Source organism: Streptomyces axinellae (assembly GCF_039532135.1).
Classification (GTDB): Bacteria; Actinomycetota; Actinomycetes; order Streptomycetales; family Streptomycetaceae; genus Streptomyces; species Streptomyces axinellae.
Genome location: NZ_BAAARJ010000006.1, coordinates 310,821 through 334,616 on the forward strand (window position 1 = coordinate 310,821; position 23,796 = coordinate 334,616).

General features: G+C 72.5%; 18 protein-coding genes. 12 read left to right on the forward strand and 6 right to left on the reverse strand.

The annotated features are described in order from the left end of the window. Positions 1 to 46 precede the first annotated feature (46 nt). Positions 47 to 571: a TerD family protein gene (locus tag ABD339_RS11525; protein WP_344564918.1), complete on the forward strand. Its 525-nt coding sequence runs from the start codon at positions 47 to 49 to the stop codon at positions 569 to 571. A gap of 115 nt (positions 572 to 686) precedes the next feature. Here ABD339_RS11525 and ABD339_RS11530 read toward each other — a convergent pair whose 3' ends face one another. Beyond that, positions 687 to 2,594 carry an OmpL47-type beta-barrel domain-containing protein gene (locus ABD339_RS11530; protein WP_344565075.1) on the reverse strand — a complete coding sequence of 636 codons (1,908 nt, stop codon included), beginning with the start codon at positions 2,592 to 2,594 and terminating at the stop codon, positions 687 to 689. 110 nt (positions 2,595 to 2,704) lie between these two features. Further along, positions 2,705 to 5,191 (reverse strand): ThuA domain-containing protein, encoded by a 2,487-nt coding sequence (locus ABD339_RS11535; protein WP_344564920.1) that lies wholly within the window; start codon positions 5,189 to 5,191, stop codon positions 2,705 to 2,707. A gap of 244 nt (positions 5,192 to 5,435) precedes the next feature. Between ABD339_RS11535 and ABD339_RS11540 the strand changes: the two genes are divergently transcribed. The 3 genes from ABD339_RS11540 to ABD339_RS11550 all read left to right on the forward strand — a co-directional run bounded on the left by ABD339_RS11540 (position 5,436) and on the right by ABD339_RS11550 (position 8,750). Then, positions 5,436 to 6,419 carry a multicopper oxidase domain-containing protein gene (locus ABD339_RS11540; protein WP_344564922.1) on the forward strand — a complete coding sequence of 328 codons (984 nt, stop codon included), beginning with the start codon at positions 5,436 to 5,438 and terminating at the stop codon, positions 6,417 to 6,419. A gap of 276 nt (positions 6,420 to 6,695) precedes the next feature. Then, positions 6,696 to 6,899 (forward strand): cold-shock protein, encoded by a 204-nt coding sequence (locus tag ABD339_RS11545; RefSeq protein ID WP_028436804.1) that lies wholly within the window; start codon positions 6,696 to 6,698, stop codon positions 6,897 to 6,899. A gap of 195 nt (positions 6,900 to 7,094) precedes the next feature. Continuing rightward, the gene (locus tag ABD339_RS11550; protein ID WP_344564924.1) at positions 7,095 to 8,750 is read left to right on the forward strand and encodes a DEAD/DEAH box helicase; all 1,656 of its coding nucleotides are present in this window, start codon (positions 7,095 to 7,097) and stop codon (positions 8,748 to 8,750) included. Between the two features lie 210 nt (positions 8,751 to 8,960). Here the strand turns inward: ABD339_RS11550 and ABD339_RS11555 are convergent, their stop codons facing one another. Further along, the gene (locus ABD339_RS11555; protein WP_344564926.1) at positions 8,961 to 10,697 is read right to left on the reverse strand and encodes an L-lactate permease; all 1,737 of its coding nucleotides are present in this window, start codon (positions 10,695 to 10,697) and stop codon (positions 8,961 to 8,963) included. A 165-nt stretch (positions 10,698 to 10,862) separates the two neighbouring features. On the opposite strand from ABD339_RS11555, the gene ABD339_RS11560 reads away from it, so the two are divergent. From ABD339_RS11560 to ABD339_RS11570, 3 genes are all read left to right on the forward strand, one after another. Continuing rightward, on the forward strand, positions 10,863 to 11,321 hold the full coding sequence (locus ABD339_RS11560) for a BlaI/MecI/CopY family transcriptional regulator (RefSeq protein ID WP_425575959.1): 459 nt from the start codon (positions 10,863 to 10,865) through the stop codon (positions 11,319 to 11,321). 3 nt (positions 11,322 to 11,324) lie between these two features. Next, positions 11,325 to 12,272 (forward strand): M56 family metallopeptidase, encoded by a 948-nt coding sequence (locus tag ABD339_RS11565; RefSeq protein WP_344564928.1) that lies wholly within the window; start codon positions 11,325 to 11,327, stop codon positions 12,270 to 12,272. Positions 12,273 to 12,416: 144 nt separating this feature from the next. After that, complete coding sequence (locus tag ABD339_RS11570; RefSeq protein WP_425575960.1) at positions 12,417 to 13,853, forward strand: LCP family protein; 1,437 nt, start codon at positions 12,417 to 12,419, stop codon at positions 13,851 to 13,853. Here the strand turns inward: ABD339_RS11570 and ABD339_RS11575 are convergent. Beyond that, on the reverse strand, positions 13,819 to 14,784 hold the full coding sequence (locus ABD339_RS11575; RefSeq protein WP_344564930.1) for a hypothetical protein: 966 nt from the start codon (positions 14,782 to 14,784) through the stop codon (positions 13,819 to 13,821). The two genes, ABD339_RS11570 and ABD339_RS11575, sit on opposite strands and share 35 nt — an antisense overlap. Positions 14,785 to 14,851: 67 nt before the next feature. On the opposite strand from ABD339_RS11575, the gene ABD339_RS11580 reads away from it, so the two are divergent. The 3 genes from ABD339_RS11580 to ABD339_RS11590 all read left to right on the forward strand — a co-directional run bounded on the left by ABD339_RS11580 (position 14,852) and on the right by ABD339_RS11590 (position 17,438). Beyond that, positions 14,852 to 16,369 carry an FAD-binding oxidoreductase gene (locus tag ABD339_RS11580; RefSeq protein WP_344564932.1) on the forward strand — a complete coding sequence of 506 codons (1,518 nt, stop codon included), beginning with the start codon at positions 14,852 to 14,854 and terminating at the stop codon, positions 16,367 to 16,369. Continuing rightward, the gene (locus ABD339_RS11585) at positions 16,366 to 17,178 is read left to right on the forward strand and encodes a class I SAM-dependent methyltransferase (RefSeq protein WP_344564934.1); all 813 of its coding nucleotides are present in this window, start codon (positions 16,366 to 16,368) and stop codon (positions 17,176 to 17,178) included. The genes ABD339_RS11580 and ABD339_RS11585 overlap by 4 nt, the downstream gene beginning before the upstream one ends. Before the next feature lie 131 nt (positions 17,179 to 17,309). After that, the gene (locus ABD339_RS11590) at positions 17,310 to 17,438 is read left to right on the forward strand and encodes a hypothetical protein (RefSeq protein WP_344564936.1); all 129 of its coding nucleotides are present in this window, start codon (positions 17,310 to 17,312) and stop codon (positions 17,436 to 17,438) included. Between the two features lie 150 nt (positions 17,439 to 17,588). On the opposite strand, the gene ABD339_RS11595 is transcribed toward ABD339_RS11590, so the two are convergent. Beyond that, positions 17,589 to 19,874 (reverse strand): TOMM precursor leader peptide-binding protein, encoded by a 2,286-nt coding sequence (locus ABD339_RS11595; protein ID WP_344564938.1) that lies wholly within the window; start codon positions 19,872 to 19,874, stop codon positions 17,589 to 17,591. Beyond that, on the reverse strand, positions 19,871 to 22,072 hold the full coding sequence (locus ABD339_RS11600; RefSeq protein WP_344564940.1) for a hypothetical protein: 2,202 nt from the start codon (positions 22,070 to 22,072) through the stop codon (positions 19,871 to 19,873). Before ABD339_RS11600 ends, ABD339_RS11595 begins: the two co-directional genes overlap by 4 nt. A 352-nt stretch (positions 22,073 to 22,424) precedes the next feature. On the opposite strand from ABD339_RS11600, the gene ABD339_RS11605 reads away from it, so the two are divergent. Together ABD339_RS11605 and ABD339_RS11610 are read left to right on the forward strand one after the other, a co-directional pair. After that, complete coding sequence (locus ABD339_RS11605; RefSeq protein WP_344564941.1) at positions 22,425 to 22,589, forward strand: hypothetical protein; 165 nt, start codon at positions 22,425 to 22,427, stop codon at positions 22,587 to 22,589. A gap of 140 nt (positions 22,590 to 22,729) precedes the next feature. Then, the gene (locus tag ABD339_RS11610) at positions 22,730 to 23,221 is read left to right on the forward strand and encodes a YchJ family protein (protein ID WP_344564942.1); all 492 of its coding nucleotides are present in this window, start codon (positions 22,730 to 22,732) and stop codon (positions 23,219 to 23,221) included. The last annotated feature ends 575 nt before the right edge of the window (positions 23,222 to 23,796 follow it).

Sequence of the window (23,796 nt, forward strand, 5' to 3'; positions counted from 1 at the left end):
AACGGCCGCGAAGATCCAGTCAGTTGGCGGCCGGAGGGGAGATCAGGTGAGCAGTCTCAATAAGGGGATCGACAAGGTGGAGGTCACCCTCAAGTGGGACCCCAGCCCGATGGGCACCGCGCCCCATGACCTCGACATCATCGCCGCGACGTACACCGCCGACGCGCCCTACGGTGAGCCCGCGTACCTCGTGCACTTCGACAGCCGTTCGCCGGACGGCACCATCACCCTCAACCGCGACAGCCAGACGGGGCAGGGCTTCGGCGCGGATGAGGTGATGACCCTGGAGCTGGAGCGCCTGGCCCCGGAGTACACCCGCGTCGTCGTCGGGGTCGCCATCCAGCAGGGCGAGGGCCGCAAGACGTTCGGCGACATCCCCAACCCCGGCGTCCGCGTCCGCGAGGGCTACGAGGAGCTGTCGCAGAGCGACTTCGCGGGGGCCGCCTCGGCGACGGCGGCCACCGTCGCGGAGTTCGCCCGGGGCGAGGCGGGCGAGTGGCACCACAGGGTCGTGCTGCGCGGATACGACGGAGACCCCGAGGAGTTCGCCTCGGCCATGGGCCGCGCCTGACGGAGGCCCGGCGGACGCGTGCGGGCTCCGGGGGCGTGCCCGGCCACGGAACAGCTCCGGCGCGGCGGGGTGAACCGCCGCGCCGGAGCGTGCCCTTCAGGAAAGCGTCCGGGCGCTACAGCTCCTTGATCCGCACATCGCGGTAGGAGATGACGTCGGAGGTGCTGTGGACCTGGAGGCCCACGTACCCCGAGGCGTAGCGCCGCCCGTCGGTGCCCGGGTCGTCGTCACGCGGCGGGTTGAACAGCTGCCCGCCGTTGTTCTCGAACTCGTTGAGCAGCACACCGTTGCGGTAGATCTGGTAGTGCTGCCCGATCACCCGGATCTCATAGTCGTTCCAGGTTCCCTTGGGGGTGACCCCGGCCCCGGCCAGGCCCACCCGGTCGAAGCCGTAGACGGATCCGGTCTTGTACATGTCCCCGTCGGGGCGGTCGTTGATCTGGAGTTCGTGGCCGTATTTGATGGCCACCCACTCGGGCCGGGACTCCTCCGGGTGGTCGTGGACGTCGGGGAAGCGCGCGAACACGCCGCCGTTGGCGTTGCCGCCGCCCGGCGCGTCGTCACGGAACTGGAGCTTCAGCGAGAAGTCCGCGTACTTGCGCTGCGGATACCACAGCATGCCCATGCCCTCGACCTTCGGGCTGCTGGTCATGCTGCCGTCGCCGTTGAGACCGAAGGCCCCGCCGCCGACGTGCTCCCACTTGGCGAAGCTCTCCTCGCTTCCGTCGAACAGGTCGCGGTAGCCGGTCTCCTGTCCCGGGGTGCCGATGCCGGACTTCCTCGCGGCCTGGTTGATGAGCTTCTGCTCCCGGGCGACGAGCACGCCGTCGGTGACCAGCTGCCCGGTGACGCCGCGTACGTGCTTGAGGAACAGCGCCTGTGAGGTCCACTCCTTCTCGTCCTCGATGAGTTCGTTGATGGTGCAGCGGCGCTGGGTCATCCGGTTGGGCACGCCCGAGTCGATCGTTCCGACGATGACGGTCAGCCGCTCGTCGTATTCGGGGCAGTCCGGCGAGGGCACGCCGCCGCCCGCGACCACCCGGAAGGACAGCTCGGCCGGCTCGGAGGTGTTGCCCGCCTTGTCCGTCGCCCGGTAGGTGACCGAGTGGTGGCCGGGGCGGTCGATGACGACCGGATCGGTGTAGGCGAGGTAGGGGCCGCCGTCGAGGGAGAACTCGGTCTTCTCGACGCCCGACTTGTCATCCGTCGCGGTCACCGTGACGGTCGCCTTGCCCACGAAGTGGCCGTCGGAGTTCTTCTTGCCCTCGGCCTTGCCCTGGACGGCCGGGGGAGTGGTGTCCTCGTCCGGGGGTTCGACCACGGTGAAGGTCACCGACTTCTCCGCGGCGGTGTTGCCCGCCTTGTCGCTCGCCCGGTAGCGGAGCGTGTGGTCACCGGGGTCCTTGACGGTGACCGGCGCGGTGTAGGTCTGGAACGCGCCGTCGCCCAGGGCGTATTCGATCTTCTCGACGCCCGACTCGGCGTCGGAGGCGGTCACCGTGACCGTGGCGCTGCCCAGGTAGTTGCCGTCGGAGTCCTTCTCGCCCTCGACCGTGGCCGAGGTCTCCGGCGCCGTGGTGTCATCGCCCGGCGGCTCCCCGGTGACCACCAGGGTGCCCTGCATCGCCAGGTGTCCCGGGATGGTGCAGTGGTAGCGGTAGGTGCCCGGGGTGAGGGTGACCTCGGCGGTGTGCTTGCCGCCCTTCGAATCGACCGGGCTGGCCAGGATGTTGAGGTCCACGTCCTGGTTGTAGTCGGGGTTGGAGGTGTCGAAGGTGAGGGTGTGGGACATGCCGGAGGTGTTGCCGGTGGCGGTGCTGTTCTCGAAGACGATGGTCGCCTTGCCCGCGACCGCCGTGGTGGGCGCCGAGGCGTACTTGGTCATGTCGTCGTTGGCCGTCCAGGTCAGCACCTGCTCGGCCGTGGTGTCCGGGCCGGCCGCCCGCTTCGTGGCCTGGTCCGGGCCCTGCCCCCACGCGGTGGCGGAGGTGAGGCCCAGCACCATCAGCAGCGCCGCCAGCATGGCCGTCAGCAGCCTGCGCCGCTCGCGGCGGGCGCGCAGCGCCGCTGTCGTCGCCTGGCCCCGGGTTCTGGCGCGGCCGGGTTTCCGTACCCGTTCAGCCCTTCCGGGTCTCATCGGCCCGCTCCCTTCCGCAGCGCCGGTTCGGCCAGGTCACCGGCCGCGGGGGTGGGCGGGCCACCCTTGTAGGTGACCTGCCACAGCGCCGACTTGTCGTCGGAGGTGAAGAAGCCGCGCCCGTAGTCGAGGACGTACAGCGAGCCGTCGGGGGCGAACTTCCAGTCCATCAGGTTGCGGATGCCCTTCTCGCCGACCGGGATGATCTTCTTGAGGCTCTCCGCGTGGACGGGCGGCGCCCCCACCGCCTTGCCTTCGGGCATCACCACGGCGTGCCGCGGCTGGTCGCCGTCGTAGAAGTCGCCGACGAACCACTTGCCCTCCCAGTAGGAGGGCCACTTGTCCTTGGAGTCGCTGTCCTTGTCGAAGCGGTAGACGGGGCCGTTCATCGTGGCCTGGCCGCCGCCCTTGAGCCAGGGCATGGTGAGTTTCTGCTCCGAGACCTTGTAGCTGGGCACGCCGTCGGCGTTGCGCGGGTAGTCGGGTCCGCCGCCCTGGGGGGAGTACCAGATGTTGTTGGAGCGCGCGGGCGGGATGTTCACGAGGCCGTCGTTGTTGGGGGACTCGTTCTTGAGGTGGTCGCAGTCGTACCAGCCCTGCGGCTTGCTGGGGTCGGGCAGATTGCGGTCGCGGTAGGGCTGCTTGTTGCCCATGCAGTACGGCCAGCCCTGGTTGCCCGCGCTGTTGATCCGGGCGAACGTGTCGTACTTCGCCGGCCCCCAGGTCTCGCTGGGCTCGGCGGCGTCGGGCCCGACCCAGCCCGCGTACAGGGTGTCGGTCTTCTTGTCGATGGAGATGCGCGCCGGGTTGCGCACGCCCATCACATAGATCTCCCCGCGGGTCTTGCCGCCGCCCTCGTCGGTCTCCTTGCCGGTGAACAGGTTGCCGTCCGGCAGGGTGTAGGTCCCGTCGTCCTCGGGGTGGATGCGCAGGATTTTGCCGTTGAGGTTGTTGGTGTTGCCGGCGGTGCGGCGCGCGTCTGCGAAGGAGATGCCCTTGAAGTTGGGCTGCGGGTTGTTGCCCGAGTAGCCCTCGGAGAACTGCGAGGAGTTGTTGTCCCCGGTGGCGATGTAGAGGTTGTCCTTGGAGTCCCAGGCCATGCCGCCGCCGGCGTGGCAGCAGCTGTGGATCTGCACCGGCCACTTCAGCAGGACCTTCTCCGAGTCCATGGCCAGTTTGCCGGTGGCCTTGTCCAGGGTGAAGCGGGAGACCCGGCGCTCGGCCATGTGGGTCTCGCGGTTGATCTCGCTGTGCGGGGTGTAGTGCAGGTAGACCCAGCCGTTGCCGGCGAAGTCGGGGTCCAGCTCGATGCCGAGCAGGCCCTCCTCGTTCTTCACCAGCTCGTCGCCGCCGCCCTTGTTGCCGAAGACGGTCAGCTCGCCGGCCAGCGTGGACTTGCCGGTCTTCGGGTCGTAGATGTGGACTTGGCCCTTGCCCTTGCCGATGTCAGGGTTGTTCCAGTCGGTGACCACGGGCTGGTCGGCGTCGGCGCCGCCCCTGCCGATGGTGAAGACCCGGCCGTCCTTGGCGGTGACCACGCCGTGCGGCTCGCCGATCTGGTCGTTCTTGCCCGGCTGGTTGGGCTGGGTGACGCGCTTGGCCTCGTAGTTCGAGGTGATCGCGGCCTGGCAGTCGGCGCGCGCGAGCCGCGTCGTCCACATCAGGGCGCCGCGCAGGTGGGTGCGGAAGTCGGTCTCCTCGTAGCTGGCGGCCGTGCCGCCCATGGCGGTGTAGAAGGACCGGCCGCCGTCGTAGTCGCGGCACCAGGAGACCGGGTGGTCCCAGCCGCCGGAGTTCTTCCCGGGGTCGTAGGTGCTGGTGCGGACCCGGGCGACCGTGTGGACGGAACCCGACGGGTTCTCCTTCCAGTTGAGCCACTTGTCCGGGCGCTTCCACTCGACGGGCAGGTCCTTGGTCGCCGGGTGCTGCCGGTCGCCGACCTCGACGGTGGCACGCTGCGTCTTCTGGGGGCTGTTGGCCGCCGGGCGGGCGCCGATCAGTCCGGTGAACCAGTCCGAGTACGGTTCGGCGCGCGCCGCGTCATGGACGCCGAGGAAGCCGCCGCCCGCCTCCAGATAGCTCTCCAGACCGGCTTCCTGCTCGGGGTCGAGCACATCGCCGTCCCCGGTCAGGAAGACCACGGCGTTGAACGTGCCCAGTCTGGGCTTGGTGAAGATGGCGGGGTCACCCGTGGCCTGGATGGTGAACCGCTCCTGCGCCGGGCCCTGTTGCCCGATCTTCTCGATGGCCTCGATCCCGGCGTTGACGGTGGGGGACTCCTCGCCCGTGGCGCCGTGGAAGACCAGGACGCGCACGTCCTCGCCGCCCGGCGGGCTCGGCAGAGCCAGCTTGGGCACGGACCGGTCGGGTGCCTGGCCCGCGAGCGCGGGCGCGCTGAGCAGGCCGGCGGCCAGCGCGCCGGCCAGCAGCACGGCGGCTCGTCTGCGCCGGGTCCGCCGCCGTGCGGGGCCCGGCTTGAACATGCTCAACCCTCGCTGCTGTGAGGGTCTTTGATGCGGTTCGTGCCGCATGAGTGATCCACCCCTCTTCTGTCACAGAAACGTGGCTGAAGCTAGACCTCTTTCGGCGCCGCGCCAAGAGCTATGACCGCAACACGACAAACTTTGTCCTGAGTGTGGATAAACAGACGAGCGGACGCTACGGTCCCAGGTGATCCGCTCAACTCGCCTCACGCTGCGCACCATTGGCCTCGCCCGGGGGAGAACGATGACCGGAACCGCCAGCAACCACACCCGACGCGCCTTCCACAGACGCCTCCTCGCCTCGGGGGCCGTCGCCGCCGTCGGTACCGGCGCGCTGAGCGCCGCCACCCCGTCCTCGCAGGCGGCCCCCTCCGCCGCGGCCGAGCCGCGGCGCGCGGGCAAGGGCGGCGCCACGCGGCGCATCAAGCTGTACGCGGAGAAGCTCGCCGACGGGCAGATGGGATACGGCCTGGAGAAGGGCAAGGCGAGCATCCCCGGCCCCCTGATCGAGATCGTCGAGGGCGACACCCTGCACATCGAGTTCGAGAACACCATGGATGTCGCCGTCAGCCTGCACCCGCACGGCGTGGATTACGACATCGCCAACGACGGCACCAAGATGAACAACAGCCACGTCGAACCCGGTGAGACCCGCACCTACACCTGGCGCACCCACGCCCCGGGTCGGCGCAAGGACGGCAGCTGGCGCCCCGGCAGCGCCGGATACTGGCACTACCACGACCACGTCGTCGGCACCGAACACGGCACCGGAGGCATCCGCAACGGGCTGTACGGGCCCCTGATCGTGCGCCGCGAGGGCGACATCCTGCCCGACCCCGACCGGCAGTTCACCATCGTCTTCAACGACATGACCACCAACAACCTGAAGAAGGGTCCCGACTTCAAGGCCACGGTCGGCGACCGCGTCGAGATCATCATGATCACGCACGGTGAGTATTACCACACGTTCCATGTGCACGGTCACCGCTGGGCCGACAACCGGACCGGGCTCCTCCAGGGCCCCGACGACCACAGCGCCGTGATCGACACCAAGATCACCGGCCCGGCCGACTCGTTCGGGTTCCAACTGATCGCAGGGGAAGGCGTGGGCGCGGGCGCGTGGATGTACCACTGCCATGTCCAGAGCCACTCGGACATGGGGATGGCGGGGCTGCTGCTGATCGCCAAACCGGACGGCACCGTCCCCGGCCACGGCGACCACCACTGAGGGTGACCGGCGCCGGCCCAAGTGGTGAGGACCGGCGCCCCTCCCGCGCCTGTCCGGGGTTCCGTCGCCGGTCAGCTGCGTGATCAGCGCCGGTTTCGTTCCCGGCGCAGGCGTGGTACCTTTGACGAGTTGCAGTTTTGGTACCCATGACTTATGTGCGCCCGAGCTTCGTAGCTCGGGCGCTTTTGTTTTCCGGAGTTCTTTCTGGATGGGGTCAACGCGGCGACGTGGGGCCCGCGAAGTGCGCGGCTCCCAGCCACCCTGAAGGAGAAAAGCATGGCAACTGGCACCGTGAAGTGGTTCAACTCGGAAAAGGGCTTCGGCTTCATCGAGCAGGACGGTGGCGGCGCTGACGTCTTCGCCCACTACTCGAACATCGCGGCTCAGGGCTTCCGTGAGCTGCACGAGGGCCAGAAGGTCAACTTCGATGTCACGCAGGGCCAGAAGGGCCCGCAGGCGGAGAACATCACCCCCGCCTGATCGTGTCGTAACGCTGGGGCCCGCACCGACCAGGTGCGGGCCCCAGCGCCGTGCTGCGGGCCCACGTTGCCTATCGTGGGCCCGCAGCACCCCCGTTCGTCCCTGTCCACCTCTGTTCACCCACCCGCTCCCCCCGTACGGGCAGCGTGGGCCCTCGCGACGGCCCCGACGCGCCGCACCGAGGAAGGCAGTCACATGACCCCACGCTCGTCGAGCACCCGCCGCTCCCCGCGCCCCCAGCGCGACCGTTCCGGGCGCCCCCAGCGCTCCGCCCGCTCCGGTGGCCAGAAGGCGGCCCCGCAGCCCCGCACGGCGGGTGACTTCGCGGTGCCCGTCAGCAAGACCCCCGCGCTGCCGGCCGTCCACGCCTTCGCCGACATGGGCCTGCCCGCACCGCTGCTGGACACGCTGACCCGGCAGGGCGTCACCGTCCCCTTCCCCATCCAGGCCGCCACCTTGCCCAACGCGCTGGCCGGACGCGATGTGCTCGGACGCGGACGCACCGGATCCGGCAAGACCCTCGCCTTCGGCCTGGCGCTGCTGGCCAGGACGGCGGGACAGGTGGCCGAGCCCCGCCGGCCGCTCGCGCTGGTGCTCGTACCCACGAGAGAGCTGGCGCAGCAGGTCACGGACGCGCTCACCCCGCACGCCAGGGCGCTGCGGCTGCGTACCACCACCGTCGTCGGCGGCGTCTCGCTCACCCGGCAGAGCCACGCGCTCCGGGCGGGTGCCGAGATCCTGGTGGCCACCCCGGGGCGGCTCAAGGATCTGATCGAGCGGGGGGACTGCGGCCTGGAGGACGTGCGCGTCTCCGTGCTCGACGAGGCCGACCAGATGGCCGACATGGGCTTCCTGCCCCAGGTCACCGCGCTGTTGAAGCAGGTGGACCCGGACGGGCAGCGCATGCTGTTCTCCGCGACGCTGGACGCCGAGGTCGATCGCCTGGTGCGGCGCTTCCTGACCGACCCCGTGGTGCACTCCGTGGACCCCTCGGCCGGGGTCGTGACCGATATGCACCATCACATCCTGCACATCGCCGCCGACGACAAGCTCGCGGTCGCCGCGCACATCGGCGCCCGGGAGGGGCGCGTCCTGATGTTCCGCGACACCAAGCGCTCCGTGGACCGGCTCACCAAGTCGCTGCTGAACCACGGGGTCCGCGCGGTCGCCCTGCACGGCGGCAGGAGCCAGCCCCAGCGCAACCGCGCGCTGGACCACTTCCGCTCCGGCGAGGCCACCGTCCTGGTCGCCACCAACATCGCGGCGCGCGGCATCCACATCGACGACCTCGACCTGGTCGTGAACGTCGATCCGCCGACCGACCCCAAGGACTACGTGCACAGGGGCGGGCGCACCGCGCGTGCCGGGGCCTCGGGCAGCGTCGTCACGCTCGTCCTGCCCGAGCAGCGGCGCGACATGGACCGTCTGCTGACGCAGGCCAGGGTCGATGCGACGGCCCTGCGGGCCCACCCCGGCGACGAGGAGCTGACGCACCTCACCGGCGCACGCACGCCCTCCGGGATACCGGTCACCCTGCCGACCGCCGGGCCGGCCACCGCGCAGAAGCCGGCCTCCGCAGCCCGCCCGGGGCGCGGACGCAGGGCCGGGAAGGGCAGCGGCGGCGGCACGGGCGCCGGTACTGGCAAGGGCAGGTCCAGTGCGAACGGCGCCGGCGGTCGCGGCGGTACTGGTGGCCGCGGCGGTGCCGGTAACGGCACTCGCGGGGGCAGCGGTGCCGGTGGTGCCGGTGGTGCCGGTGGTGGCAGCGGTACCGGCGAGAAGAACGCCGGTGCGGGACGCAGCCGCCGTTCGCGGAGGCCCCAGCCGCAGTCGCGCAGGAACGCCGCCTAGTCCCGGCCTCCTGGCCAGGGGCTGTCCGGCCATTCCCGCCCGGTCCGGCGGATCACGTGTGTGGCCCGGCACCGGAGCGCCCCGAAGGGGCGCGGGGAACGGCGCGGTCGGCGCACCCGTACCCGCGCCCGCACTCTGCTCAGCGCGGACAGAGGCAACTCCTGCTCGGCATCAGGAAAGAGGGCGACAGGAAGATCCGCCGGACAGGCATCAGGGCAGCATCCACGCCAGGATGTGCGACTGGAGGAACACCAGCACGCACATGACCAGCAGGAGCAGCAGGCTCCAGGCGATCGCGCGGCGGAAGAGCACCGCTTCCTTGCCGGGCAGTCCGACGGCCGTGGCGGCGATGGTGAGGTTCTGCGGGCTGATCATCTTGCCCACCACGCCGCCGGAGGTGTTCGCGGCGACCAGCAGTGTCGGGTCCAGCCCGGCCTTGCCGGCCGCCGTCTGCTGGAGCGTGGCGAACAGGGCGTTGGCCGAGGTGTCCGAGCCGGTGACGGCGGTGCCGAGCCAGCCGAGGAGCGGGGAGAAGAAGGCGAAGGCGGCGCCGGCGCCCGCGATCCACGTGCCGATGGTGATCGTCTGGCCGGACAGGTTCATGACGTACGCCAGCGCGAGCACCGAACCCACCGTCAGCAGCGCCCAGCGCAGCGTGGCCACCGTCCGGCCGAACTCCCGTACGGCATCCAGTACGCGCACCCGGTGAAGGACGGCCACCAGCAGTCCGCAGAGCAGCAGCAGCGAGCCGGGCGAGGAGAGCCACGGGAAGACGTAGACGGTGGTGCCGGACCGCTCTCCGGCGGCCGTGAGCACCTTCCCGTCCAGCCCCGGCCAGCTCACCTCGATGTCACTGGCGGCCAGGAACTCCTTGGCCGGGTCCCAGAGTTTGGCCACGGCGAAGACCGCGATCACGATCAGATACGGCACGAAGGCCATCAGCACCCGGGAGCCCGCGATCCCCGCGTGGGCCCCCTTGGTGCCTTCCGTCTCCCCGGCACCTCCAGCACCCTCGGTGCCGTCCGCCGCCTCGGCCCGCGTCCCCGCCGCAGGACCACCGGCCGCCTCCTCACCTGCCTCCTGCCGCTCCCGCCGTGCCGCCTGCCGCAGGTCCTCGCGCACCCGCGCGCCGCCGGCCGGCTGCCACACCCGCAAGAAGGCGACCACGGCCACCAGCGCCGCCAGCGAGGCGATGATGTCGGTCAGTTCGACGGAGATCCAGGTGGCGCTCACGAACTGGGCCAGCGCGAACACGGCCCCGCACACCAGCGCGGCCGGCCACGTCTGCCGTATCCCGCGCACCCCGTCCACCAGCGCGACCAGCAGCAGTGGGACGAACAGCGCGAGCAACGGGGTCTGCCTGCCGACGTAGGCGCCGATGTCCGCGTAGTCGATCTTCGTGAGGCTGCCGGCGGTGATGATCGGGGTCGCGATGGCGCCGAAGGCCACCGGCGCGGTGTTCGCGACCAGCACCGTCACAGCGGCGCGTACCGGCGAGAAGCCGAGCGCCATCAGCATCACACCCGTGATCGCGACCGGGGCGCCGAACCCGGCCAGCGCCTCCAGCAGCGCGCCGAAGCAGAAGGCGATGATGAGCGCCTGCACCCGCGGATCGTCGCTGACCACGTTGAAGGAGCGGCGCAGATCCTCGAACCTGCCGCTGACCACGGTGAGTTGGTGGACCCACAGTGCCGCCAGCACGATCCACATGATCGGGAAGAGCCCGAAGGCCGCCCCTTCGGTGCCCGCCAGCAGGGCCAGATCCACCGGCATCCCGTACGCCGTCACCGCCACCACGAGGGAGACGCCCAGCGCGGCCAGGCCCGCCCAGTGCGCCGTGAGCCGCAGGCCGCCCAGCAGGACGAAGAGCGTCAGCAGCGGCAGCGCTCCCACGAGCGAGGACAGCGCGAGGCTGTCGGCCACGGGGGACAGGTCGGGTCGGAACATTGCTCACCCTCGCTCTGACGCGTACACCGAAAGCTCGAACTGATCGTTCCGCAAGGGTTGTGGGGGCGCGGCCTCCTGTCCAGGGGTGTGCACGCCCCACTTTCGCGTGCGGCTGTGTCGGTGGCGGTGAGTAGGATCGAGGCGGCGTGCACGTGAAGAAGAGGCGTGAGCGTGAAGGAGAGGGAGGTGAGGGCCGTGGCGGGCAGCGGAGCCGAGGACCACGGGCGCAGAGCGGGCGGTCGCCGGCGCGGGCAGGGCCAGCTGGAGGCCCAGGTGCTCTCCGTGCTGGGCACGGCATCCGGCCCGGTGACGGCCACCTGGGTCCAGCAGCGGCTCGGCGGCGATCTGGCCTACACCACGGTCGTCACGATCTTGACCAGACTGCACGTCAAGCAGGCCGTCACCCGCACCCGCGAGGGCCGCAGTTACGTCTGGAGCCCGGTCGCCGACGAAGCCGGGCTGGCCGCGCTGCGCATGAGACGGGTCCTGGACAGCGAGACGGACAGGGACGCGGTGCTGGCCAGCTTCGTCTCCTCCCTCGGCCCCGAGGACGAGCAGCTGATGCGGGAGTTGCTGAGAGCCGCCGAGGAGGGGCCGGTGCGGCCGGAGGGCCTGGAGGGCTGAGTGATGGGGGTCTTCGTCTTCCTGCCGCTCATCCTGCCGCTGTCCGCGCTGCCGATCGTGCGCGTGGCCGCGCAGCACCTCCACCCCCGCAGCGCCACCCGGCTGCTGACCGCGCTGGGTTGTGTGCTGGCGCTGTGCAGCACGCTGTGCCTGGTGCTGCTGATGGTCGTCGGCACGGCCCAACTGCCGGGCAACCCGCTGCCCGACGGCTGGGCCGACCCGGAAGTGCGCGCCGTGGTGCCGTACGCGGACATCACGGGCACCACCGCCATCGTGGCCCTGGCGGCGGTCGTGGCCGCCTGCGCGCTGACCGTCCACCGCCACCGGCGGGTACGGGTCCGCGCGCACGAGGCGCTCGCCGGGCTCCCCGCCGGTCCCGGGGAGGACCTGACGGTGCTGCCGGACGCCGCGCCCTACGCCTACGCGCTGCCCGGCACCCCGCGCTCGCCCGGCCGCGTGGTCGCCTCGACGGGCATGCTGGGCGCGCTCGCGGAGGAGGAGTGCGCGGCCCTGCTGGCGCACGAGCGCGCACACCTCAGTGGCCGCCACCACCGCTACCTGCTGGCCACCCGGCTCGCGGGCTGCGCCAATCCGCTGCTGCTCCCGCTGCGCGAGGCCGTGGCCTACAACGCCGAGCGGTGGGCGGATGAGGAGGCGGCGCGGGTGGTCGGTGACCGCAGGGTGACGGCCCGCGCGGTGGCCAGAGCCGCGCTGCTCACCCCCCAGGGGCCGCCGCTGCCGGGCGTCGCCGCGTTCGCCGCCGGTCCGGTGCCGCGCAGGGTCGCCGCGCTGCTGGAGCCGGTGCCGCCGGCCCGGATCTGGCCGCCGGCCGCCAGCAGAGCCGGGCTCGCCGCGTACCTGGCGGCGGCGGGTACCACGGTCTCGGCGGCCTCCTCTCTCAACGCCGCCCTGGGGCTCTTCCTCGTCCTGAAGGCGGCCACTCCGCTCTGAGTCCGCCTGCCGGTCGGCGCTCGGTGGCGGGGCTTCGGCGCCCCGGGGCCTGGGCGCGTCCGCGCCATGAATCCTGATCGCCCGTATAAGCCCTGGGTAAGCGAGCATTGCCGCTAACTTCTACACGTCTGTAGTATTCGGCTGGTGGTGCAGAAGACATCCCGGCGCCGTGCCGGGCACAGGCGCGCCCGGCGGGCGCGCACAAGCCGTTTCACCCGGCGGGGCAAGATAGCGCTCTGGAGCGGAGCGGTGCTGGCCGGTCTGCTGCTGCTCGGCGGCGGAGCCGCACTGTTCGCCTATCTCAGCCTCGACGGCAACATCCACTCCGCCGACATCGGCGACCGCCTCGGCGGTGACCGACCCGACAACCTCAGCCCCGGTTCCAAGAACATCCTGGTGGTCGGCTCGGACTCCCGCGCCGGCGCCAACTCCGAGTACGGCAAGGGGCTGGAGACCATGCAGTCCGACACGCTGATGCTGGTGCATCTGTCGGCGGACCGGAAGTGGGCCGGCGTCCTGTCCCTCCCGCGTGACTCCTATGTGCCCATCCCCTCCTGCGACCGGGGCGACGGCACCCGCTCGAAGCCGCACTCCTTCAAGATCAACGAATCGTTCGCGATAGGCGGCCTCAAGGGCGAGGTCGAGGGCGCGGCGGCCTGCACCATCAAGACCGTCGAGCACAACACGGGGCTGCGCGTCGATCACTTCATGTCCCTCGACTTCCAGGGCTTCAAGGGAATGGTCAACGCCCTCGGCGGCATAGAGGTCTGCCCCGAGGAGGCCATCCACGACAAGAAGGCACACCTGGATCTGGCGGCGGGCTGCCAGACCATCCGGAACGAGGAGGCGCTCGGCTACGTCCGCGCCCGCTACGGCATCGGCGACGGCACGGACACCGGACGCATCGGCAGGCAGCAGGAGTTCATGCGCGCGCTGTCCGACAAGGCCCGCTCGAAGCTCACCAGTCCCAAGGACCTCTACGGCTTCCTCGACTCGGCCACCAAGTCCCTCACCACGGACAAGGACCTCGCCGGGATCACCCCGCTCTACCGCCTCGCCTCCAGCGTGCAGAAGATCCCCGAGAACCGGCTGCACTTCCTGACCGTCCCCAACTACCCCCGCGAGGCCGACATCCCCACCGACAAGGCCAACCTCGTCTGGCAGCAGCCGCAGGCCGCCACGCTCTTCAAGAAGCTGGCCGAGGACCGCGAAGTCACCGCCAAGGCTCTCAAGTCGGCCTCGGCCCACCCCGTCCACGCCGCCCAGGTGCGCGTCCGCGTCCTCAACGGGACCTCGGAGCCCGGCGCGGCGGCCGAGGCCGCCGAGGGGCTGCGCGCACTCGGTATCCGCGCCACGGTCGGCAACGCGGCACACTCCGCGTCCAAGACCTCCGTCACCTACGCTCCCGGCCGGCGCACCCAGGCGGGAATAGTGGCCGCACATCTGCGCGATGGCATCGCGCCGAAGGCGGAGAGGGACGGCGGCGACACAGGCGGCGACTCGGGCGGGGGTGGCGGTTCCGGCGCCGCCGGAGCTGAGGTCACGCTCACGCTGGGTCCAGGTTTCGAGGGCGTGCGGTGAGGCCCCCGGAGCGCTCTGGGTGCTCTGGGGGCTCTGGGTGCCGGGCCTGCCGGGTGTGTTCGGCGCGCTCGGGACTCCCGGAGTCCCCAGGGCGCTCCGGGGAGTGGATCACCCATACGTTGGGCTCGGTGTAGCGGGCCGATCTGCCGTCGGGCAGCAGTTCCAGCGGGGCGAGCCCGCCCGCGATCGTCGCGTCACCCTCCGGGGGGAGTGCGGCGCCCCACGTGGCCCAGTCCTCCAGCGGGGCCTCCATCACCGTCGAGGCCGCCGCGATGCCCGCGATCCGGCCTCCGGCCCGCACGTGAGTGCGCAGCCAGGGGTCGGCCGGCAGCCCGTCGGGACGAACCCGGCGCACGTACTCGCCCATCGGCGTGTGCGGGCAGGCCGCCTTGAGCGTGGGCCGCACCGGGGCGAGGACGGCCCGCAGTTCCAGCCGGGCGGCGAGTGCGCGTGCGAGCGCGATGGCGGCGGCGCCCAGGCCGGTGCCGCGTGCTTCGGGCAGCAGGCTCAGCGACATCATGGCCAGGGCGTCGGGCCGGTGGCCGGCCCGCAGTCCCTCGACGGCACGCCGCATCAGATCGTCCCAACCGCCCGGCAGTCCCCGCCCTTTTCCGGGCCCATTTCCGGCCGGCCCCCGTCCGCCGTCCGGTGGCCGGGCCGTGCCGTCGCGGGTGAAGACCGGCGCCGTATCGAGCCAGCCGAGCAGTCGCCCGGACTCCGGCCCGGCGAGCAGGAGTTGGGCGTAGGGCCACAGGGTGCCGAGCGGCCGGTGGAGCCGCATGCTGGGCGCGGCGAACAGGAATCGGGGCCACAGCGGCTCGTAGGAGACCTGCGCCGCGAGCGCGGGGGCGTCGGAAGGGAGTACGACCTCGCAGGCGGGAAGGGACAGTTGGCGTACGAGCTGCGCCGGTTCAATGCCGTTATGTCGCATTGTTCTCATGCTGAGCGACCTTAGCCCCGGAGGGGTTGACTCGCAGGAGAGTGGATACTTTGAGTAGGTGAATGGATACGGAACGTTGTCAACGGTGCCGTCGGCCGCCTCGTGGGCGGCCCTGCGGCACGACCTGGCAGGGGAGTTGCTCCTCCCGGAGGAGACCGGATACGGCGCCGCGCGCCGCACGGCCGACGTCCGTCACGACGCGGTACGCCCCACAGCGGTGCTGCGGTGCGCCACCGAGCACGACATCGGGGAGGCCCTCCGCTTCGCCCGCAGGTACGGCGTCGCCGTCCACACCCGCGCGGGCGGCCACTCCTTCGCCGGCTTCTCCACGGGCCCGGGCCTGGTCCTCGATGTCTCCCCCCTGGACGACATCGAGGTGGACCTCCCCGGGGCGCGCGTGCACTGCGGCGCCGGAGTGCGCACCGGAGCGTTCGCCGAGGCGCTCGACGCCGCCCGCCAAGTCGTGCCCACCGGGCTGTGCCCCACCGTGGGCGTCACCGGGCTCACCCTCGGCGGCGGCATGGGCACCACCGGACGCCGCCACGGCTTCGCCCTCGACAGCCTCACCTCGGCCCGCGTCGTCCTCGCCGACGGACATACCGTCCACTGCGACGCCGAACACCACCCCGGCCTGTTCTGGGCGCTGCGCGGCGGCGGCCCGCTCTTCCCCGGCGTGGTCGCCTCGCTCAGCTTCCGCACGCGCGCCGAGGAGCCCGTCACCGACTTCCTGCTCGGCTGGCCCGCCGAGTACCGCGCCAGAGTGCTCACCGCCTGGCAGGAGTGGGCGCCCGGGGCACCCGACCGGCTCTCCAGCATGGCCGGGATCACCGCGGGCGAGGTGTGGGACGGCCTTCCGCCCGCGGCCGTCGGCGGCTCCTGGCTGGGGGAGGGCAGCGACCTGGAGCGCCAGCTGTCCGCGCTCGTCGCCGCCGTCGGACGCGGCCCCGACACCTATACGACCGCCAGCCACGGGCACCGCGCCTCGCTGCGCTTCTGGGGCGGCTCGCCCCGGGGCAGACTGCCGCTGCTCCTGCGCCGCCACGACTTCTTCGCACGCACCCTGCCCGGCAGCACCGCACGCGAGCTGATCGCCGCACTGGAGCGAGACCTGCACCCGGGGGAGAGCCGCAACTGCGACTTCGAGGCGCTGGGCGGCGCCTACAACCGCGTCCCCGAGCACGCCACCGCCATGGTGCACCGGAGTCATCTGTTCGGCATGCTCTCGCAGTTCAGGCCCGGCCGGGGCCGGTCCAACCGGCGCGCGGCCACCGCCGCGCTCGACAGGCTGCACACCCTCGTCGCCCCGTGGGCCTCCGGATACGCCTACCAGAACTACGCCGAAGCCGACCGTATGGACTGGCGGCGCACCTACTTCGGCGCCAACTACCCGCGCCTGGCGGCCGTACGGGAGCACTACGACCCGCACGGGCTCTTCCGCGTCCCCTTCCCCGCACCCTCCGGGCTGCTGCCCGGACTCCCGTCACCGGCCGGGCCCCAGCTGCCGCCGGGCCCCCCGGGGCCCGTGCGGGAGACCGGCGCGGAGACCGGACCCCGGCACGAAGGATGCCGCCCGTGACAGCCTTCGGCGCACCCTCCGCGTACGACTGGCTGCTGCCGGCGGCGGGCGAGGACGACGACGCGGGTCGTCCCGCGGCCGGCGACGCCTTCGGCCGGGCGGTGACCGACTGCTGGCGTACCGCCGCGGCGCCCGGCCGCACCTTCGAGGTTCTGGAGGTCGAGGACGGCGACGTACACGTCGGGGATGTGGCCGCCTTCTACTTCCCCGACCCGGCCGAAGTGCCCGAACTGGAACGGGAAGTGTGCGCGCGGGCCACGGGCCGGGTACTGGACGCCGCCTGCCGGGCGGGCAGCAGGGCGCTCTGGCTGGCCGCCCAGGAGGCCGTCACCACTGTGACGGGAGTCGAGTTCTCGCCCGGCGCCGTTCGGCTCGCCCGGGAGCGGGGCGTGGACGCGCATCTGGGCAGCCTCTTCGAACTGCCGGCCGGCATCGGGCCGTTCGACACGGTGGTGCTGGCCGGTGAAGGGCAGGGCGCCCTCGGCAACGCCGCGCTGGCACCCGAGGCCCTGCGCAACCTCGCACAGGTCGCGGCGCCGGAAGCCGTGCTGCTGTACGAGGGACTGGACCCCTACCGGGCGTTCCCGGCTTTCCACGGGCCACGGCTGGAGCGCAACCGGGCGCGCGGCCGGCTGCCGGGGACCTTGCGCGTCAGGAGCCGCTACCGGGAGCTGGCGACACCGTGGTTCGACTACCTGTACTGCTCGGCCGAGGAGTTCACCGGGCTGGTGGCAGGCACCGGGTGGGAGGTGCGGAGTGTGACGAGCGACGGCGCCTGCTACCTGGTGACGTCCCAACTGGTGGTTTGACGGGGCGCGTTCACCCGTAGAGGTGGTGCCGCGTTATTTCACGATTTGATGGGTGCCGGTCCGGCAAGCCATGGAGCGGTACCGGAAGCGAACCGGTGCCGTCCCCATACGTCCGCCCGAAGGGACCCGTCATGAGTGCTTCCACACAACTCGCCGCCGCACTGGCCGATCTCGACACCCATACCGAGGCCGGGAGCGAAGGCGGCGAGGGTGAGGCCGTCCCCCGCTGCGGCTGCTACGCGGCGGAGACGGACGTCTGACCGGCGCCCCGCCCACAGAACCAGGGCTCCGGGACGCCTGCCGTCCCGGAGCCCTGCCGTGCTCCCGGAGCCCCTGGCCACCCCCGGAGCCACACCCCCGTCGAGGAGGGCAGCCGACAACCCTTCAGGTGGTGTGGGGGTGGGGGTTCTTCAGGGGAAGGGGTGCGGATGGGGATTGATCTCGCCCTCCGCCAGCGCGTCCGCGCGCAGGCCGAGTGCGCGGGGCAGGGTCCGGACCCGTGAGAGCCCTTCGATACGCCGCGCCGCGTGCCCGAACGTCATCGGCAGCGTCCCCGGCACCAGCACCTTCACACAGCGCAGCCCTCCGGCCCGGTGCTCGGGGCGGGTCTGGTCCACCACGATCACCTCCATACCATCCGCCTCATACCTGCGTACCAACTCGCCCACCTGCGCCGCCAGATCGGAGTGCGGCGGCCACGGATGCGCCGCCGCCAGCGCGGGCAGCGGCGCACGCTCCCCGTCCACCCGCAGGAACGACAGCCGCTCCCGGGCGGCCGGGTGGGAGTACAGCAGTTCGTGGTCGCCCATCGTGCGCACCGCGTAGGGGTCCGCCAGCATCGCGGCGGCCCGGTCCGTGTCGTAGCGCGGCGGCGCCAGCAGCGTGCACGTCAGCTCTTCGAAGGCGGCCACCAGCGCCTCCTCCAGACTCGGCCGTGCCGCGGCCCCGCACACCACGGCGGGCTGCCCCACGGCCCCGGGGCCCGCCGCCGCCATCGCCCACACGGCCGGGATCCCCTGCTCCAATGTCGCGTCGAACGCCATCAGTTCGCACCCGGCCCGCTCGTGCGCCCAGGCGGCCAGCAGGGGGATCCGCCCGTCGGCCGCCGAGCCGAGGTCGATCCGGGTCAGCGGCAGGCGCGCATACCACGTGGCCAAGAAGGCGTCCCGCTCCGCCACCTCCAGCAGCGCGTGCAACACCGCTTCGGTCGTACTCGCCCCCAGCGCACACCCGTTGGAGACCTCCTGCACGAAGCGCGGCCCCGGCGGCGACGGGTCGGCGTAGTGGACCAGCGCGGCGGGCACCAGCACCGGACGGTCCAGGGTGAGCGAACGGCCCCACATCCAGTCGGTGCGCAGCGAGGCCGACCAGCGCACATACGGGAAGTCCGGCCGGTCGTAGGACGCGCCCGGATGCAGCCCGAGCGACGGCGGATACACCGCGCTGCCCGCCACCTCCCGGTAGGCGGCGACCGGCCCTCCGCGACCCCCGGCGCGGGGAGCCGAGATGCCGCCGAGCCGTTCCAGGGCCTCCAGCACCGCGGCCGAGGTGGCCGAACGGAAGTCCCCGCCGTGACCGTACCCGTGGTACGCGACGGCCGCGGCCCGCGCCGGATCACGTACCGCCACCGCCACCGGCCGCCCCCCGTCGGAGCGTTCCACCACCTCGTGCACCACACCGACGCACGGATCCACATACTCGGCCGCCACCCGCGCCGCCGCCTCGCCCGACAACGCCCGCAAGCGCCCCGGAACGCCCACCGGCACCGGCACCAGTACCGGACTCCTCTCCGCCGCGGCCAGCAGCGGCCCGCAGCGGGGGCACTCGGGGTCGGGCAGCACCGGATGCCGGGTGATCCCGCCCCGCTCGGTGCCGATCCGCAGCACGGCGTCCCGCGTGCGGGGTGGCCGGTGCGGGACGGCCGAAGCCGTCCGGCCCTGCCGCTCGTGTCGTTCCGTCTGCTTTCGCCGGTCCTTCTGCTCTTGTCGGCCCCTCTGTTCGTGCCGCTCTTCCCGTGTTGTGGGTTGCGAAGGGGCCGCCGGTTCCGGTTCGAGTCGTGTCGTCGGTTCCGATTGCGCTGTCGGTTCCGGTTGTACTGCCGGTCCCAGCCGCGCTGTCAGTTCTCCGGCGAGGAGGACACCGGCCAGCGCCGCCACGGCGGGGGCCGGCGGCGCGAGGGGATAGGGGCCGGGGCCCGCGCCGGGACCCGTGAGGCGGGGGAGGTTGCGGAGTCGCCGCAGTCGCGCGCAGCGCGGGCAGCCGGGACGGCCCGGCCGCCCGAGCGGCCCCACCAGCAGCGCCCCCGGCTCCCACACGAGGGAGAGCCATACCCCGTCCGAGGCGGCGGCCCCCGCCTCGGCCTCCGCGAAGGCGCCGGGCACATCGCCCGGCTGCGACAGGTCCTCGCGCACACACGCCAGCCAACGACGAGCGCGCGCACCGGGGGCGGACGCCTCCCCGGCCCCTCTCAAAGCCCAGTTGCCGAGCCGCACATCGCCGCACAGCCGTACGACTTCGGAGCCGACGCGAAGGCTGGACGCCGCCGCGAAGTCCCCGCGCCCCGCGGGGAGATCACCCTCGCCGTCGCCCCCGTGCCCGTACTCGACCCGGCCCTCCTCGCTCCTGCCCCCGATGCTCGTGCCTCCGAGCGGCTGCTCGGCCCCGTCCTCCTGGACCGGTGCCCCGCCCTCGCTCACACGTCCGTCCTCCGCACGGCGTCGGCAGGAGAAGGCACGCGTTCGGGGCCGAGGAGGACCACCTTCGCCACGTAGGGGCCGCCGCCGCGCAGGGGCACGGCCACCGGGTGGAGCCCCGCGGCGGCCAGCCCGTCGAGCAGGCCGACAGGACGGGTGGCGGCTTCGCCTCCGCAGGCCGGCAAGGTGTCGGCGAGCCGGGGCAGGGGATGCGGCAGGCGGGGCGCGTAGGCGGCGTCCTCGTCATGCGCCGCCTGCCAGGACAGCAGGGCCAGCCCGAGCGCCTCGGCGAGCGCCGCGCCTGGTTGCTCCCCGCATCGCAGGACGACGGGCTCGCCGTCGAGCGTCACGGCGTAGGCGGGCACCCCGCACAGCACGGCGGACAGGTCGAAGACCCGTACCTCGCACCCCGCGGCCCACAACAGTTCCCGTGCCCCGCCGCCGGGAAGACCGACCGGCAGCGCCCCCTGACATCCCGCCAGGCGGGCGGTGACCTCGCCTGTGGTCAGCCGGACGCCGCGTGGCCTGCCGTCCCGCTTCCCCTTCCGCTCGCTGTTCCGCTTACCGTGCCGTTCGCTGTACCGCTCGCTCCCGCCTCCGTCTTTGTCGAGCCGCAGGACGAGCCGCCGGGCGACCTCGCGTTCGGCCCATGCCCGTACACCGTCCAGTGCCGCCTCTGCCGGGCTGAGCCCCGCCGCCGGACAGCTCTCCGCCTCCACCGGTCCCGTCAGCAGGCGGGGGGCCTGGGCGACGAGGTCCCAGCCCCAGGCCGGGCCACTGGGAGAGCCGGTCATGGCGAGGGCCCGCAGTACCGCCAGCGCGCGCGCCGACTCGCGGGTGGCCCCATGGGCGCCGACGCGCGTGCCGTCCGCGAGCACCGCGCCGCAGGTCCACCACGGGTGCTGGAGCCAGGGGCCGGCGGTGACCTCGCGCAGTACGCCGGTGTACGGGTCCACCAACGGGGCGACACGGCCCCACAGTTCGTGCTCGGGGAGCGCGGCCGAGGCCCACCACGCGCTGACGGCCTCCGCTGTGCGGTGGGGGACTGCCGGATGCCGGGCCGTCGCGCCGCGTGTGTCCGGATGCCTGCCCGGCGCGCCGTGCGCCGCCGGGTGACCTGCCGTCGCTTCACGCGTGACCGGATGCCGGGTCATTCGCCCGTGCGTGGCCGGATGCCGGGTTGTTGCCTCCCGCGGGACCGGATGCTCCGATGTCGTCAGCTCGATCAGGTCCACCCGCACGGCTGGGGCCGTCGGCGGGCCCGTACCGGATGCCCCGTGCGCCACGCCGGGACCCTCGCCGCCGGTACCGGCCTCCAGGCCCGCCAGGTACCTGGTGCACACGAGCACCACCTGGGCGGCCACCACGCCGGCCGCGCCCCCGCTGCCGACCCCGCCACTGCCGTCCGTATCCGTATCCGTATCCGTCTCCGTCTCCGTGTCACCGGAGGCGTCGCCGCCCTCGCCGATGTCACCGGCCTTGCGGCGGGCCCCGCGGGGCTCGTGCTCGTTCGCTCCGAGTACCGGCCCCACCCATGCGGCCCCCGCCATGAGCCGGACCGAGCACCACGCTCCCGGGCCGGGATCGGGAGGGGGCTCGCCCCGGTCGGTCACCCAGATCAGCAGATCGCTGTACGGAGGGGGAGTCCGCGCGCCGGATGCCCTTCCCCCGCGCTCCCGCACCTCGACCCGTACCGCACGCCATCCCGAGTGCGGGCCCAGCCGGGCCACTTCCGACAGGACAGGCAGGGTTCCGGCGCTCCCGGAGACCGTGACGCGGGCCTCGCGCAGGCGCTGGAGGCGGAGTTCGGGCCGGTCGGCGGCGTAGCCGAGGAACGCGAGCTGCTCGGCGTGCGTTCCGTCGCGAGTGTTGTCGCGAGTGTTGTCGCGGGGCGGGATGCCGCTGTGCGGCTCGCGCGTCGCGGGGGCGGGGCCGGACGGCGGCGGCGCGGGGGTGTGGTCGCGTACGTATCCGCCCCGGGCCAGCTTCTCGACCAGCCGCTCGACCATGCCACGGCGGCCTGGCGGCAGCTCTGCGACCAACTCGGCGAGGGTGTGCTCCCCCGTGAGGAAGGGCGCGAGACGGGACAGCCATGGATGCAGTCCGGGGCCCCTGAGAAGCATGCCGCCGTGCGGGCCCTGCACATGGGTACCGTCCGGCCGCTCCGTGAACAGCACGTGATCCCGCAGCTGTGGCCGCATGCGTCGTATCCCCTCGTCATGCGTCGTCTCGCGTGGGACGCGGGGGCAGTGCCCTCGCCATGCCTGTCATGGGTGCGGGGCACCGGCTTCCTGGCCTGCCCGCCTCCGCCGTCCCCGCCTGACTGGCCCCGCGGCCGGTCGCCCATGCGCCGGCCGCGGGGGATTCGCCGCAACGAGTGATCTTGCGGTGCGGGTGGTGTGCGCGGCCGGTGCGTCGCCCAGTATTCGGGCCATGTGGCGAACGACCAGCGCTGACGCGCACGACGAGCACGCGGAACAAGCTGTTCCGTCGGCGCTCGGCACTGGGAGATTACTCCTGGCATGGGTCCCTCTTGTGGCTGTTGTCACCTTGATGAGCGCGGTGTGTCTGCTCTGCAACGCGCCGCCCTCACCCTTGCGTTCGGCGGTGGAGCAGCGCGCGGACACCGTGCTCGGGCCCTGGCACGGCAGAGGACTGGGGCCCCTGTACGGCCAGGAGCCGGACCTGACCGTGCCGCCGGAGCAGCGAGGCCGGTAGTCACGACAGCAGGTCTGGCCGGGAGGGCGGGGACCGGCCGGGGGACCGCCGGGGCGACCGGAACCGCCAGGGCAACAAGGAAGAGGGGGCCTCTCCGAGCCCGGCCGCACCCCTCCAAGCCCGTCCGGCACCATGGGGGGATGTCCCGACGCAAGCCCTCCCGCGCAGAGCGCGCGAACCGCGCCACCCGCCCCCGTGGCACGCCAGGCCGCACACCACGGCAGGGCGGCCCGGTGGCCGGAGCCCCGGAGCCAGGCGCTCCCTGCCCGTGCGGTCGCGCAGGCGCCGCCTACGGGGAGTGCTGCGGTCGGTTCCACGGCGGAGGCGCGGTGGCGGGCACCGCGGAGGAGCTGATGCGCTCGCGCTATGCCGCCTTCGCCCTGGGCGACCCGGCCTATCTGCTGCGCACCTGGCATCCGGAGACCCGCCCCGCGCGCCTGGACTTGCCCGGCGGCCGGCGCTGGAGAGGGCTGGAGGTCCTGGCCACGTCCGGCGGCAGCCCGTTCCACATCGAGGGCACGGTCACCTTCCGGGCCCACTACGCCACGGCTGACGGGGAGTCCGGTACGCAGAGCGAGCACAGCCGGTTCACGCGCCATGAGGGCGACTGGGTCTACCTCGACGGGAGCTGACCCGGGGACCGGTGCCCGCGCCTCCCGCCGGCCCTTGCTGCGCCCATGTGGCCTGAGCAGTCGTCAGGTCGCGGCGGCGGGGGTGCTTATTTAGATGGCACATACACCTGATATACCTGTGGTCATGACTGAGCATGACCGAACGGAGTGCGGACGTCCGTCCGCCCGCATCGGGCTCGTCATCCGGGATGCCCGTCATGGGGCTCCTGCCACGACCTCGCGCCGCGACAGCAGCCACAGCGGGTCCCCTCGGATGAGGGCTCTCCTTCCGCCTCTCTCTCCTGCCTTCGCCGGCAGTCCATAGGCCCGACGGGCCGCGCCGCCCGCTTCCGGCCCCACCATCCGGTCCAGTTCGCTACGCGCTCGCCCCGCCCCCCGCTGCCTCCGGCCGCCCCGCGTCCGGCGCGGGTACGGGACGGGCGGCGGGTCACCGCGTGCTGCCCGCATGGCCTCCGCCCCGGCGTTGCCGCCTTTGCCGCACCCGCCTGCCGCGTGGCTCCCGCGCCGGGCCCGTGGCTCCCGCCACCGGCCTCCGGCTGCTGCCCGGCCTCCCGCAGGCCGCGCCGTCCAGTGCG